This is a genomic window from Amycolatopsis alba DSM 44262 (genome assembly GCF_000384215.1).
Lineage (GTDB): Bacteria > Actinomycetota > Actinomycetes > Mycobacteriales > Pseudonocardiaceae > Amycolatopsis > Amycolatopsis alba.
In genome coordinates, this window is sequence record NZ_KB913032.1 from 5,956,272 (window position 1) to 5,970,904 (window position 14,633).

Annotated in this window: 10 protein-coding genes; 5 read left to right on the top strand and 5 right to left on the bottom strand. The window is 67.8% G+C overall.

Annotation, left to right across the window (positions count from 1 at the left end; all coding sequences use genetic code 11):
- The first annotated feature begins 179 nt into the window (after nucleotides 1–179).
- Complete coding sequence (locus AMYAL_RS0128040; protein WP_026467516.1) at nucleotides 180–8,471, top strand: DUF7927 domain-containing protein; 8,292 nt, start codon at nucleotides 180–182, stop codon at nucleotides 8,469–8,471.
- A 6-nt stretch (nucleotides 8,472–8,477) separates the two neighbouring features.
- On the opposite strand, the gene AMYAL_RS0128045 is transcribed toward AMYAL_RS0128040, so the two are convergent.
- Both AMYAL_RS0128045 and AMYAL_RS0128050 read right to left on the bottom strand, forming a co-directional pair.
- Nucleotides 8,478–8,657: a hypothetical protein gene (locus AMYAL_RS0128045; protein ID WP_020634595.1), complete on the bottom strand. Its 180-nt coding sequence runs from the start codon at nucleotides 8,655–8,657 to the stop codon at nucleotides 8,478–8,480.
- On the bottom strand, nucleotides 8,654–9,070 hold the full coding sequence (locus tag AMYAL_RS0128050; RefSeq protein WP_020634596.1) for a RidA family protein: 417 nt from the start codon (nucleotides 9,068–9,070) through the stop codon (nucleotides 8,654–8,656). The genes AMYAL_RS0128045 and AMYAL_RS0128050 overlap by 4 nt, the downstream gene beginning before the upstream one ends.
- 111 nt (nucleotides 9,071–9,181) lie before the next feature.
- Between AMYAL_RS0128050 and AMYAL_RS0128055 the strand changes: the two genes are divergently transcribed.
- The gene (locus AMYAL_RS0128055) at nucleotides 9,182–9,850 is read left to right on the top strand and encodes a maleylpyruvate isomerase family mycothiol-dependent enzyme (RefSeq protein WP_020634597.1); all 669 of its coding nucleotides are present in this window, start codon (nucleotides 9,182–9,184) and stop codon (nucleotides 9,848–9,850) included.
- A gap of 3 nt (nucleotides 9,851–9,853) precedes the next feature.
- Here AMYAL_RS0128055 and AMYAL_RS0128060 read toward each other — a convergent pair whose 3' ends face one another.
- Nucleotides 9,854–10,180 (bottom strand): rhodanese-like domain-containing protein, encoded by a 327-nt coding sequence (locus AMYAL_RS0128060; protein ID WP_020634598.1) that lies wholly within the window; start codon nucleotides 10,178–10,180, stop codon nucleotides 9,854–9,856.
- 81 nt (nucleotides 10,181–10,261) lie between these two features.
- Here AMYAL_RS0128060 and AMYAL_RS0128065 point away from each other — a divergent pair, with 81 nt between their 5' ends.
- Nucleotides 10,262–10,837 carry a TetR/AcrR family transcriptional regulator gene (locus AMYAL_RS0128065; RefSeq protein WP_026467517.1) on the top strand — a complete coding sequence of 192 codons (576 nt, stop codon included), beginning with the start codon at nucleotides 10,262–10,264 and terminating at the stop codon, nucleotides 10,835–10,837.
- Here AMYAL_RS0128065 and AMYAL_RS0128070 read toward each other — a convergent pair whose 3' ends face one another.
- Entirely contained in the window at nucleotides 10,838–11,206 is a 369-nt protein-coding gene (locus tag AMYAL_RS0128070; protein WP_020634600.1) for a nuclear transport factor 2-like protein, read from the bottom strand. It lies immediately after the preceding gene.
- Nucleotides 11,203–11,748: a MarR family winged helix-turn-helix transcriptional regulator gene (locus AMYAL_RS0128075; RefSeq protein WP_020634601.1), complete on the bottom strand. Its 546-nt coding sequence runs from the start codon at nucleotides 11,746–11,748 to the stop codon at nucleotides 11,203–11,205. Before AMYAL_RS0128075 ends, AMYAL_RS0128070 begins: the two co-directional genes overlap by 4 nt.
- Before the next feature lie 75 nt (nucleotides 11,749–11,823).
- On the opposite strand from AMYAL_RS0128075, the gene AMYAL_RS0128080 reads away from it, so the two are divergent.
- Both AMYAL_RS0128080 and secD read left to right on the top strand, forming a co-directional pair.
- A complete protein-coding gene (locus tag AMYAL_RS0128080; RefSeq protein ID WP_245193091.1) occupies nucleotides 11,824–12,225 on the top strand; it encodes a hypothetical protein in 402 nt (133 codons plus the stop codon).
- A gap of 85 nt (nucleotides 12,226–12,310) precedes the next feature.
- Nucleotides 12,311–14,587 (top strand): protein translocase subunit SecD, encoded by a 2,277-nt coding sequence (secD, locus tag AMYAL_RS0128085; protein ID WP_026467519.1) that lies wholly within the window; start codon nucleotides 12,311–12,313, stop codon nucleotides 14,585–14,587.
- The last annotated feature ends 46 nt before the right edge of the window (nucleotides 14,588–14,633 follow it).

Sequence of the window (14,633 nt, forward strand, 5' to 3'; positions counted from 1 at the left end):
TGGACGGTGTATCACCCGTCCGGGGGTTTTGGGGCCACTCAACGGGTTTTATCCAGGTGACACCGTCGATCCCGGTTGCCGTGGACGATCTTGCCGACACAGGATGACCGTTTATCGGACTCGCTGTCCCCGCCGTCCTGACCTGGGCCGACGGGAGCGAGGGGTGAGGCGGAGGCGGCATGGCGGAACGTCGTGGGCGGAATCGGTGGCGCCGGGCGATGGCGCTGCTCACGGTGATCGTCGTGGCCCTGCTGATGGGCGCCCCGCTGCCCGCGACCGCCCAGACGCAGCCGCGCGGAGCGGGCACCGAACGGCCGATCGGCCCGGAACCGGTGTACTCCGGCCTGGCGCACGGCGGTATCACGATGGCCGCCAACTCCGTCGTGCAGTGTGGCGTCGGGGTGATCTGCAACGAGACCGCGAGCAACGCGAGCCCGGTGTCGTGGATCAAGACCGACCCGGCCGCACCGGGGAACACCGCCTCCGCGGCGAACCTGATCGTCCCGCCCGGTGCGAAGGTGCTCAACGCCCGGTTGTACTGGCAGTTCAACCCGGTCGCTTCCGACGGGATCTCCGGCGACGGCTCCCGCGGCAACCAGGTCTCGATGAAGACCCCCGGTTCGAGCTCGTATCAGCGGATCACCGCCGACACCTACGACTGGTTCCCCGCGCTGGCGACGTCCGGCTTCCCGGTCCCGTACACCTACGGCGGCGCGGCCGACGTCACGGACGCGGTGGTCAAGGCAGGCGTCGGCCAGTACACGGTCGCCGACATCCAGGCCTGCATGGGGCAGTCGATCAGCGGGACCAACCTGGGCTGCTGGGGCGGCTGGTCGCTCGTGGTGGCCTACGAACTGCCCAGCGAACCGCTGCGCTACCTGCAGGTGTGGGATGGCCTGCAGCGCGTCGCCGGTGGCGGCGCGCCCAGCGCGGCGACCATCGCGCTGAGCGGGATCAAGGCCCCGAACTCGCGCCAGCCCAACGTCGAACTCGGCATCGTCGCGGGTGACGGCGACGCGCCCATCACCGGCGACTACCTCCAGGTCGGCCCGAACGCGTCGAGCCTGCAGACCGTCTCCATGCCCTCGCCGGCGGGGGTTTCGACGGACAACGCGTTCAGCAGCCGTATCGACCGGGTCGCGGCCAACGGCTCGGGAACGAACGTCACCACGCGTGTCCCCAATCCGGTCAACAACGTCGGCTACGACGCCCGCAGCATCGACATCACCGGCAAGGTCCCGGCGGGGACCAGCGCGCTCCAGGTGAAGATCGGGACGGTCGGCGACGCGCTGTACCCGCAGACGGTCTGGCTCGTCACGGACGCGCTCGAACCGGACCTGCAGATCACCAAGGCCAACGACCCGGCAGGCACCACGAACGACAGCCCGCCGGGGTACGTTGCCAAGGGCGGCGACGTCACCTACACCTTCGACGTCGCCAACCGGCACGCCGACGGCACCACCACCGACCTCGACACCGCGACGAACGTGGTGATCACCGACACCCTGCCGGACGGGGTCACCTTCGTGGCCGGGTCCAATCCGGACTGTTCGGCCGTCGGGCAGGCGGTCACCTGCAGAGTGCGGAACCTGGATCCGGGGCAGTCGCAGAAGGTCGCCTTCAAGGTCAAGGTCGGCGCCTCGGTGCCGGACGGCACCAAACTCGACAACACCGGGAAACTGACCTTCCGCGGCGAGGACACCGGCCGCCCGCAGGAACGCACGTCGAACACGGTGCGGAACACGGTCGCCTCGCCGGGATACCAGCTGACGAAGACGGTCGACCTCGCCGAGGCGATACCGGGGGACACCCTGACCTACCAGGTGGGCCTGCGGAACACCGGCGTGATCCCCGTGCCCGCGCTCACGGTGCGCGACACACTTCCGCCGGGTACGACCTACGTGTCGTCCACTCCTTCGAAGGGCACGGCGGCCGGGACCGGGCCGATCGACTGGAGCGTCAACGGCCTCGCCGTCGGAGAGACGGCCACGCTGACAGTTCGCGTGAAGGTCGACGAAGCCGCCATCGGCAAGGAACTGGTGAACCGCGCGACCGTCCCGACCGGACCGCCGCCGGTCGTCCCGCCCGGCAACCGGTGCCCGGACGATCCCGCCGCGGCGTGCGCGAAGACCAAGGTGCCCGCTCCGTCCTACACGGTGATGAAGACCGCGGACAAGCAGTCCGCCAACCCCGGCGATACCGTCCGCTACACGGTCAACGTCGCCAACACCGGAAGGGTGACCGCGGCGGATCTCAAGGTCGTCGACGATCTGACCGGTGTGCTCGACGACGCGGTCTACCAGAACGACGCCACCGCGTCGCCCGGTTCGGTGTCCTATGCGGCTCCCAAGCTGACCTGGACCGGCACGCTCGCGGCGGGGAAGAGCGCGGAATTCACCTACACCGTCAAGGTGAAGAGCCCGAACACCGGCGACAACCGGCTGAAGAACGTGGTGACGTCGGAGACTCCGGGTGGTAACTGCCCGCCGGGTTCGACGGATCCTAAGTGCGGCACGACCACGCCGGTTTCCGGTCTGCTGATCGAAAAGACAGTCGACAAGGCCTCGGCGAATCCGGGCGATGCCGTGAAGTACACGGTGACCGTGCGGAACACCGGGCAGACGAAGCTGACCGGTGCGACGTTCACCGACGATCTGACGCAGGTCCTGGACGACGCGGACTATCAGAACGACGGTGCGGCGTCGATCGGTGCGGTGACTTACGCCGCGCCGAAGCTGACCTGGACCGGCGACCTCGGCGTCGGTGAGACGTCCACGGTGACCTACACGGTCAAGGTGAAGAAGCCCAACACAGGCGACAACCAGTTGAAGAACACGGTGTCGTCGGAGACTCCTGGTGGTAACTGCCCGCCGGGTTCGACGGATCCCAAGTGCCGGACGACGACACCGGTTTCGGGGCTGCTGATCGAGAAATCGGTGGACAAGCAGTCTGCGAACCCCGGCGACGTGGTGAAGTACACGGTCACGGTGCGGAACACCGGGCAGACCAAGCTCGCCGGTGCGACGTTCACCGATGACCTCACGCGGGTTCTCGACGACGCGGACTATCAGAACGATGGTGCGGCGTCGATCGGTGCGGTGTCGTTCGCTTCGCCGAAGCTGACGTGGACAGGCGATCTTGAGATCGGTGCCACGTCCACGGTGACGTACACGGTGAAGGTCAAGAACCCGAACCCCGGCGACAAGAAGATGTCCAATGTGGTCACTTCGGACACGCCCGGCGGCAACTGCCCGCCGGGTTCGACCGATCCGAAGTGCGGTACCACCACACTGGTTTCAGGTCTGACGATCGAGAAGTCGGCCGACAAGCAGTCGGCGAATCCCGGTGACGTGGTGAAGTACACGGTCACCGTCACCAACACCGGTCAGACCACGTTGACCGGCGCGACCTTCACCGACGATCTGACGCAGGTCCTGGACGACGCGGACTATCAAAATGATGGTGCGGCGTCGATCGGTGCGGTGTCGTTCGCTTCGCCGAAGCTGACGTGGACCGGCGATCTCGCTGTGGGCGCGGTTTCCACGGTGACCTACACGGTCAAGGTCAAGAACCCGAACACCGGTGACAACCAGCTCAAGAACGTGGTGTCGTCGGAGACTCCTGGCGGGAATTGTCCGCCGGGTTCGACGGATCCGAAGTGTGGCACGACCACTCCGGTGTCGGGGTTCAAGATCGAGAAGGCTGTCGACAAAGCCTCGGCGAATCCTGGTGATGTCGTGAAGTACACCGTCACGGTCACGAACACCGGCCAGACGAAGCTGACCGGTGCGACTTTCACGGATGACCTGACGCAGGTCCTCGATGACGCGGATTACCAGAACGATGGTGCGGCGTCGATCGGCGCGGTGTCCTACGCGGCGCCGAAGCTGACCTGGACCGGCGACCTCGAAATCGGTGCCGCGTCCACGGTCACTTACACGGTGAAGGTCAAGAACCCCAACACCGGTGACAACCAGTTGAAGAACGTGGTGTCGTCGGAGACTCCTGGCGGGAATTGTCCGCCGGGTTCCACGGATCCGAAGTGCGGCACGACGACACCGGTGTCGGGGTTCAAGATCGAGAAGGCTGTCGACAAGCAGTCGGCGAATCCTGGCGATGTCGTGAAGTACACCGTGACGGTGACGAACACCGGCCAGACGAAGATCGTCGGCGCGACCTTCACGGACGATCTCACGCAGGTGCTCGATGACGCGGATTATCAGAACGATGGTGCGGCGTCGATCGGCACGGTGTCCTTTGCGGCACCGAAGCTGACCTGGACGGGCGACCTCGACGTCGGTGGAACGTCGACGGTCACCTACACCGTCAAGGTGAAGAACCCCAATACCGGCGACAACCAGCTCAAGAACGTGGTCACGTCGGAGACTCCGGGCGGGAATTGTCCGCCGGGTTCGACCGATCCGAAGTGCGGCACCATCACACCGGTGTCGGGCCTGAAGATCGAAAAGACCGTCGACAAGCAGTCGGCCAATCCCGGTGATGTCGTGAAGTACACCGTCACGGTCACGAACACCGGCCAGACGAAGCTCACCGGTGCGACCTTCACCGATGACCTGACGCGGGTACTGGACGACGCGGATTACCAGAACGATGGTGCGGCGTCGATCGGTGCGGTGTCGTTCGCTTCGCCGAAGCTGACGTGGACCGGCGATCTCGATATCGGCCAGGCGTCCACGGTCACGTACACGGTGAAGGTCAAGAACCCGAACCCTGGTGACAAGACACTGTCCAATGTGGTCACTTCGGAGACGCCGGGTGGCAACTGCCCGCCGGGGTCCACGGATCCGAAGTGTGGGACGACGACGCCGGTGTCGGGCCTGCTGATCGAGAAGTCGGTCGACAAGCAGTCGGCGAACCCCGGTGATGTCGTGAAGTACACCGTGACGGTCACCAACGTCGGGCAGACCAAGCTGCCGGGTGCCACGTTCACCGATGACCTGACGCAGGTGCTCGATGACGCGGATTACCAGAACGACGGCACGGCGACCATCGGCGCGGTGTCTTACGCAGCGCCCAAGCTGACGTGGACGGGCGATCTCGATATCAGCCAGGCGTCCACGGTCACGTACACGGTGAAGGTCAAGAACCCGAACCCCGGCGACAAGACACTGTCCAATGTGGTCACTTCGGACACGCCCGGTGGCAACTGCCCGCCGGGGTCCACGGATCCGAAGTGCGGCACCACCACTCCTGTGTCGGGTGTGACGATCGAGAAGTCGGTCGACAAGCAGTCGGCGAACCCTGGTGACGTCGTGAAGTACACGGTCACGGTCACCAACACCGGCCAGACGAAGCTGACCGGTGCGACGTTCACCGACGATCTGGCCCAGGTGCTCGATGATGCGGATTATCAGAACGATGGCGCGGCGTCGATCGGTGCGGTGTCGTTCGCTTCGCCGAAGCTGACGTGGACCGGTGATCTCGAGATCGGCGAGACGTCCACGGTGACGTATACGGTCAAGGTCAAGAACCCGAACACCGGTGACAACCAGTTGAAGAACGTGGTGTCGTCGGAGACTCCGGGCGGAAACTGCCCGCCGGGATCCACTGACCCGAAGTGCGGGACGACGACGCCGATTTCCGGTCTGAAGATCGAGAAGACCGTCGACAAAGCCTCGGCGAACCCTGGCGATGTCGTGAAGTACACGGTCACGGTCACGAACACCGGTCAGACGAAGCTGACCGGTGCGACCTTCAGTGACGATCTGACGCAGGTGCTGGACGACGCGGATTATCAGAACGATGGCGCGGCGTCGATCGGTGCGGTGTCCTACGCGGAACCCAAGCTGACGTGGACCGGTGACCTCGAGATCGGCGCCACGTCCACGGTCACGTACACCGTCAAGGTCAAGAGCCCTGTCCCCGGCGATAAGAAGCTCAACAACACGGTCACTTCGGAGACTCCGGGTGGCAACTGTCCGCCGGGTTCCACGGATCCGAAGTGCGGGACCACGACTCCGGTGTCGGGTCTGCTGATCGAGAAATCGGCCGACAAGCAGTCGGCGAACCCCGGTGACGTGGTGAAGTACACGGTCACCGTCACCAACACCGGCCAGACTAAGCTGACCGGTGCGATCTTCACCGATGACCTGACGCAGGTCCTGGACGACGCGGATTACCAGAACGACGGTGCCGCGACGATCGGCGCAGTGTCGTTCGCCTCGCCGAAGCTGACCTGGACCGGCGACCTCGGAGTCGGTGACAAGGCGACGGTGACGTACACCGTCAAGGTCAAGAGCCCGAACACCGGTGACAACCGGCTCAAGAACACGGTGTCGTCGGAGACGCCGGGCGGGAACTGCCCGCCGGGATCCACGGATCCGGCCTGCGGCACGGAAACCCCGGTGTCGGGCCTGCTCATCGAGAAGACCGTCGACAAGTCGTCGGCGAATCCCGGCGACGTCGTGAAGTACACCGTGACCGTCCGGAACACCGGGCAGACCAAGATCTCCGGCGCGACGTTCACCGATGACCTGACGCAGGTCCTGGACGACGCGGATTACCAGAACGATGGTGCGGCGTCGATCGGCGCGGTGTCCTACGCGGAACCCGAGCTGACCTGGACCGGTGACCTCGGGATCGGCGAGACGGCGACGGTGACCTACACCGTCAAGGTCAAGAACCCGAACACCGGCGACGACCGGCTCAAGAACGTGGTGACGTCGGAGACTCCTGGCGGCAACTGCCCGCCGGGTTCGACGGATCCGAAGTGCGGCACCACCACGCCGGTGTCGGGCCTGCTCATCAAGAAGACCGCGGACAAGAAGTCGGTCGACCCCGGCGACACGGTGAAGTACACGATCACCGTCACCAACACCGGGCAGACCGCACAGGCAGGCGCCACGTTCACCGACGACATGACCGAGGTCCTCGACGACGCCGACTACCAGAACGACGGCGCGGCGACCATCGGTGGCGTCTCGTACGCGGCACCGAAACTGACGTGGACCGGTGACCTCGGCATCGGGCAGAGCGCGACCATCACCTACACGGTCAAGATCAAGAACCCGGACACCGGCGACAAGAAACTGTCCAATGTGGTCACTTCGGAGACGCCGAGCAACAACTGCCCGCCGGGCTCGACCGACCCGAACTGTGTCGCGGACGTGCCGTCCCGCGAACTGACGGTCAAGAAGACGTCGGACAAGCAGACCGCGAACCCCGGCGACGTCGTCACCTACACCGTGACCGTCACCAACACCGGCAAGGTCGACCTGGTCGGCGAGGACGCCGCACGGGTCACGGACGATCTGTCCGAGGTCCTGGACGACGCCGATTACCGGGAGGACGCCGCTTCGGCGCCGGTCGCCGGGACGTTCGCCTTCACCGCGCCGAACCTGGTGTGGACCGGCGATCTCCCGGTGGGGGCGTCGACCACGCTGAAGTATTCGGTGAAGGTGAAGAACCCGGTCACGGGCGACCACGAACTGCGGAACACCGTCAGCACCAACACTCCGGGCACCTGCCCGCCGCAGTCCGGCGACCCGGCGTGCTCGACCGTCACCCCGGTGCCCGGCATCTCACTGGAGAAGAAGGCGGACAAGGCCACGGCGAACCCTGGCGACGTCGTCAAGTACACGGTGACGGTGCGCAACACCGGCAAGACGAAACTGACCGGCGCTACGTTCACCGACGACCTCACCGAGGTCCTCGACGACGCCGTGTTCCAGAAGGACGGTGCGGCGACCATCGGTTCGGTGACCTACGAGGAGCCGAAGCTGACCTGGACCGGTGATCTGGAGATCGGGCAGACGGCGACGGTCACCTACAGCGTCAAGGTCACCAAGACCGGCGGCGACGGCAAGCTCACCAACGTGATCACCACCGACACCCCCGGCGGCAACTGCCCGCCGGGCAGCAAGGATCCGAAGTGCGGCACGACGACACCGTTGTCCAGCCTGAAGATCAAGAAGACGGTGGACAAGACCCAGGCCGAACCGGGCGAGGTCGTCACGTTCACCGTCACGGTGGAGAACACCGGACAGGCCGCGGTGGACGATGCGACGTTCACCGACGACCTGACCCAGGTGCTGGACGACGCCACCTTCGACGGCACCGTGAAGGCGAGCACGGGCACCGTCACCTACTCTGCGCCGAAGCTCACTTGGAAGGGCGAGCTCAAGCCGGGGGAGAAGGCCACGGTCACCTACGCCGTCACCGTGCGGAAGCCGGCGACCGGTGACCACCGCCTTCGCAACGTGGTCACCTCCGAAACCCCCGGCGGCAACTGCCCGCCGGGTTCGGAGAACCCCGACTGCGGAACCGACACCAGGGTGCCGCCCACGCCGCAGCCGCCGGACAAGCCGAACCCGCAGCCGCCGAACACCCCGCGTCCGCCCGGACTGGCCGTCACCGGCTCGCCGTTGAAGACGATGTCGGTGCTGGCACTGGGGATGCTGGCCATCGGCGCCCTGCTCCTCCTCGCCGGACGGAGGCGCCGGGAGTCCTGATCGGGCTCAGTGCGGGCCGCCTGTCGACGAGTTGTCGTAGGTGCCGGGTCCGGAGCGGTAGGGGTAGCGACCCCGCTTCCTGCCGCGCCGGACCCGGCGTCCCAGCAGCATCCCGACGGTGAGGAGCAGCAGGATGACCAGGAGGATCCCGCCGCCGAGGAGGAGCAGCGCCGTACCCATCGTCATGGGACGAGCTTGGGCACCGCGACCAGCGCTTCGACCTCGACGACCAGTTCGGGTCGTGCCAGCGCGGCCACCACGATCAGCGACTGGGCAGGCCAGTCCGCTTCCGGGTACCAGCGGGTGAAGGTCTCGCGCATCGCCGTGCGGAAGCCGTCGAGGTGCTCGGTGCCGGAGAGCATGCTGAACACCTTGACCAGGCGCTCCGGCCCGGCGCCCGCCGCTTCGAGCAGCCGTTCGAGGTTGGCGAGCAACGCGCGGGTCTGGGACTCGGCGTCGGGTCCCGCCAGTTCTCCGTCGGGCAGCACACCGATCTGCCCGGACACGACGACGAGTTCGTGATCGGCGGGTACCCGGACCAGATGGCTGTACAGCCCGATCGGTGCCGCCACGGTCTCCGGATTCCAGCGCTGGATCATCGGTCCCCACTTTCTCGGTGCACGGCGTGCTTCGCCGCTGATTATCGAGGACCGATGATTCCGTGCCGCGACGGGAGTCTCACCTTCGAATGCAGACTGGAGGGACTCCGAATGACGGATTCAGGACCGAAGGCGCGTGATCGCGCCGCGACCGGGGTCTGGCCGCTGATCCGCACCGAACGGGCGGCGCTGGCGAACGACCTGGCGGGGCTCACCGAAGAGCAGTGGGCGACGCCGTCGCTGTGCGCCGGGCTGACGGTGCGGGAGGTGCTCGCGCACCTCACCGCGGGGGCGAGCCTCACCCCGGCGCGGTGGTTCGCCGGGGTGATCCGCTGCCGGTTCGATTTCGACAAGCAGGTCGCCGTGCGACTGGCCGAACAGCTGGGCGAGGACGGCGCAGAGACACTCGAACGGTTCCGCCGTGTCGTCAGCAGCACGACGAAACCGCCCCTGCCGAAGATGGCGATGCTCGGTGAAGCGATCGTCCACGGCGAGGACATCCGCCGACCGCTCGGCATCCGCCGGGAGCACCCGATTCCCGTCCTCACCGCGCTGGCCGGGTACTACCAGGGCGCGGACCTGGTGGTGATGGCGAAAGGCCGGATCGGCGGGCTGCGGCTGGAAGCGACCGACGGCCCCTTCGCCGCCGGGTCCGGGCCGCTCGTCTCTGGCACGACCCTGGCGCTGATCATGGCCATGACCGGACGGGCGGCCTATCTGCCCGAACTCCGCGGCGACGGGGTCCCGATCCTGCGGCGGCGTGTCCCGCCGCAGGACTGAGGCTCAGCCCTGTTCGAGGGGCAGTCCCGCGTCCGCCCAGTCCTCGATGCCCTCCCGGTACTTGCGGACGTCGGTGTAGCCGAGGGCGGTGAGCCGGTCGGCGACCTGTCCGCTGTTGGGGCAAGCGGGGTTCGAGCAGTAGGTGACGATCGCGGCCCCGCGATCGGGCAGCACGGTCGCGGCCCGTGCGTCGACGTCGGCGAGGACCAGGGGGACGGCGCCGGGCAAATGCTGTTTGGCGTAGTACTCGCCACCCAGCGCGTCGAGGACCGTCACGGTCTTCGCGTCGATCGCGGCCTTCAGCTCGTCGCGGGTGATGAGTGCGGTCATGTCGCTACCTCCGGTTAATCGGACTATAGTCCGTATGTGCCTCCCGACCATAGCGGACCGCAGTCCGTTTCTGCAACGTCACTGGAACTCCTGCGCACGCCGCCGCCCAAGGAGCGTGCCGACGCCGCGCGCAACCGGGCCGCGATCCTGGACGCGGCGGCGGCACTGTTCGCCGAGCACGGCGTCGACACGGTGTCCATGGATCAAGTCGCGGCGTCCGCGGGGGTAGGCAAGGGGACGCTTTTCCGCCGGTTCGGCGACAAGGCGGGCCTGGCAGTCGCGTTGCTGGACGCGCGGGAACGGCTGCTCCAGGAAGGGATCCTGCACGGCCCGCCGCCGCTGGGTCCCGGTGCTCCGCCGGTCGAGCGGCTCGTGGCTTTCGCCGACGCGTACGCCGACTATGTGCTCAAGCACCTGCCCCTGGTGCGGATGTCGGAGACGGCGGCGCCCGGCGCGCGCTACCGCATCGGCGCCTACCGGTTCTGGCACCGGCACGTGGCGATCCTGCTCGACGGCGTCCCCGACCCCGAACACGCCGCGCACGCACTGCTGGCCCCGCTGGCGGCCGAGCATCTGACCACGCTGCTGCCCGAACTGGGGGAGGACCGTGTCCGCGCCGGGATCACGCGCTTGTGGCGGCGGGCGGCTTCCGGCTGATCAGGCCGGGCCTTCCGCGGCCAGCGCCGGATGCCAGGGAGTCGCGTCGAAGATCAGCGTGATGGACTCGATCCGGCCCTCCCGCAGCCGGAAATGTTCGGCGGTGCGCTGGATCCCCATCGGGAGGACGGTGTGCACGTCGTAGACGAGGGTGGCCTCCGCGTCGCCGTACAGCTCGCTGATCATGTCCACGCCGGTGACGACCTGGAGAAAACCGGGTAGTCCGGCCAGGTGCCCGTCGGCGTCGGCGGTCATCATCGGGCTCCGGAAGGTGAAGGCGTCACCGAGCAGGGTGGTCGCGGCGGGCACGTCCCCCGCGAATCTCGCCCGGTGATAGGCCTGGACTGTCTCTCGTGCCGTGCCGGTCATGAACGTTCCTCCAGATAACGGGCCAGTCGGTCCTGGTTTTCCACCACGCGCAGGCAGAGATGCCGCACCAAGGCTGTCTCGGCCGGCGTGAAATCGCGGAAGACCTCCGCCATCGCCAGCCGTGACGGCCGCCGGAACTCGTCGAGCCAGGTCCTGCCCGCCGGAGTGATCCTGGCGAGCACGGAACGCCGGTCCTCCGGCGCGGGGACGCGTTCGGCGAGGCCGCCCCGTTCCAGCGTGTCGACCAGGCCGGTCACGTTCCTCGAACTCACCCCGGCGGAGGCGGCGAGATCCTTGATGCTGACGCCGGTCCCGGTGCCCGCCAAGCGGATCAGGATGTCCAGCGCGCCGGGGCTGAGCCCGCGGCTGTCGGTTCCCGCCGACCGCAGTTTGTCCAGGCCACGGGCCGCCGCCCGGATCGCGGCGGCCGCCTCCAGGACGCCGAGATCGCCGTCGGCGGCGAACCCGGTGAGCGCGGTCCGCACCCGCGGGTCGAACAGCAGGTTGTCGCGATCACGGGCGAAATCATCTACTTGCTTCATAGTGAAGCACTACTTTAATACGTACTTCCGTATCTGTCATCGGTATGGTGTCGGCGAGAACCTGGGAGTGTGTCGATGACAGCGCAGCGGCTGGAGAGCCGGAGGTACCGGACGGCCGGGCAGGCCGTGCTGGTCCTGTGCGCCGCCGTGCTGACCGCGCTCGGCCTGTTCCTCGCGCTCCACTCGGGTGATTCCGCTTCGGCGGACGAGTCGCGCGGGGCGAACGCGACGGTCGACTCCTCGGTCTCCAAAGCCGTGGCGCCGGTGCGCGCCATGGGCAGGCTCGCCGCCGAACCCTCGCTGCTGGGTGTGCACGGTCACGGTGACCTTCCTCTCTTCGGCACCGTCCCGCACGGACCGGCGTCGACGACGCTGCTCCGGCTCAGCGAACTCCACGACGACGTCACTCCTCCCTCGCGCACGGCGAACCGCCTCGCGCTGGGGGATCGCGCTCCTCCTTCCCCGGTAGCCGTCTGAAGCTGCCGGGCACGTCTTTCGCGTGCCCGGACCGGGAATCCGCGCGCCTTTTCCGCGCGGGTGAACTCATCGAGGAGAAACCTTCTTGCCGCGCGAAACCGCGCGGCGGGGCATGACCGGGCGAGCCGTCGTCTCGCTGGTCGTCCTCGCCGCGACCGTGTACCTGTTGCTGACCACCGCCCCTCGTCTGGGGCTCGATCTGCGTGGTGGCACGCAGATCGTGCTGGAGACCAAGGATTCGCCCACCGTCACCGCCGGCGCGGAGACCACCGACCGGACGCTCGAGGTGCTGCGCCGCCGGGTCGACGCGCTGGGTGTCGCCGAGCCCATGCTGGCCCGCTCCGGGGACAACCGGATCATCGTCGAACTGCCCGGCGTGCGGGATCCGCGTGAGGCCGTCGAGGTGATCGGCCGCACCGCGCAACTGTCCTTCCATCCCGTGCTCGGCGCGGGGGCCGCACCGGACGCCCGCGTCCTTTCCGACGAAAGCGGTCAGCAGATCGCGCTCGGCCCGGCAGCGCTGACCGGGGAAGGCGTCGACGAGGCACGCTCGTCGATCGATTCGCAGGGTGGCGGCGGCTGGCTCGTTTCCGTGGACTTCAAGGGGGACTCCGGCCGCGCCTGGGAGCGGCTGACCGGGCAGGCCGCCTGCGCCCCACCCGGTGATCCGACCCGCCGGGTGGCGATCGCGCTCGACGACAAGGTGATCTCGTCACCGCAGGTCGGCACGCAGGTCGCCTGCGGGGTCGGGATCGTCGGCGGGAGCACCCAGATCACCGGGCGGTTCTCCCCGGCCGAGGCGAAGGATCTGGCGCTGCTGATCAACGCGGGCGCGCTGCCGACACCGGTCGAGATCATCGAGCAGCGGACCGTCGGCCCCACCCTCGGTGAGGCCGCGATCGACGCCAGCGCCCGCGCCGCCGTGCTCGGCCTGGCGCTGACCGCGCTGTTCCTGCTGGCCGTGTACCGCCTGGCCGGACTGGTCGCGGTGGGCGCGCTGGTGGCCTACGCCGCGGTTTCGTATGCCGCCCTGCTCGCCGTCGGCGCGACGCTGACCTTGCCGGGGCTCGCCGGGTTCGTCCTGGCCATCGGCATGGCCGTCGACGCCACGGTGCTCGTCTTCGAAAGGGCGAGAGAGGAACACTCGGTCAAACGAGGAGGCACGCTGACCCGGTCGGTCAGCCGGGGGTTCAGCGGGGCTTTGTCGGCGATCGTCGATTCGAACGTGACCACCCTGCTCGCCGCGGGGCTCCTGTTCTGGCTGGCGTCCGGCCCGGTGCGCGGGTTCGGGGTGACGCTGTCCATCGGCGTGATCGTCGCCCTGTTCATCTCGCTCGTGCTCACGCGCTGGCTGTTGCATCTGACGATGCGGGGCGTGATCGCGCGCAAACCGCGGCTTTCCGGGCTCACCCACGAGGGCAAGGTCCGCCACTGGGTGAACCGGCGTGACCCGGAGTTCCTCGGCAAACCGAAACGCTGGCTGATGGTGGCGGGCGCGGTCGTCATCGCCGCGATCGCGGGACTGTTCGTGGCCGGGCCGAGCCTCGGCGTCGAGTTCACCGGCGGCCGGGTGGTCGAATACAGCACGTCGGCGCCCGCCGACGTCGAACAGGTCCGCGACGCGGTCTCCGACGCGGGCTTCCCCCGCGCCGTCGTCCAGCTGTCCGGTGAGAAGGACATCTCCGTCCGCACCGAGCCGATCGACGAGGCCGCCACCGAACGGATCCGGGCCGCCGTCGCCGGTGTCGCGGGCGACGCCACCGAGATCCGCGACGAGCAGATCGGCCCGAGCCTCGGCGCCGAACTGCGCACCAAGGCGGTGATCGCGCTCGGCCTCGCGGTGCTGGCGCAGCTGATCTACCTGGCGGTGCGGTTCGACTGGCGCCTCGGGCTGGCCACGGTGGCCGCGCTCGCCCAGGACGTCCTGATCATCCTCGGGATCTTCGCCTGGCTGGGCAAGTCCATGGACGGCGTCTTCCTCGCCGCGCTGCTGACGGTGATCGGCTACTCGGTCAACGACTCGGTGGTGGTCTTCGACCGGGTCCGGGAAGTGCGGGGACTGCGCCGCAAGGAGCCGTTCGCCCGCGTCGTCGGCACGGCGGTGCTGCAGACGCTGCCCAGGACGATCAACACCGGGATCGGCGTGCTGTTCGTGCTCGGGGCGCTGCTGTTCCTCGGGGACGGTTCGCTGGCCGACTTCGCCCTCGCGCTCCTGCTCGGTCTCATCGCCGGCACAGTGTCCACTGTGGCCACCGCGGCCCCGGTCGCGATTCTTCTCGACAAGCGGTGGCCAGGGGCAGGACGTCCGGTTCGGAAACCGTCGCGGGCGCGGGAACGTGACGACAACGGCGCGGTGGTGTGATCGGCGATCCTTTGTGGACGGCCTCTATGCTCGTTCCCGGTGGCAG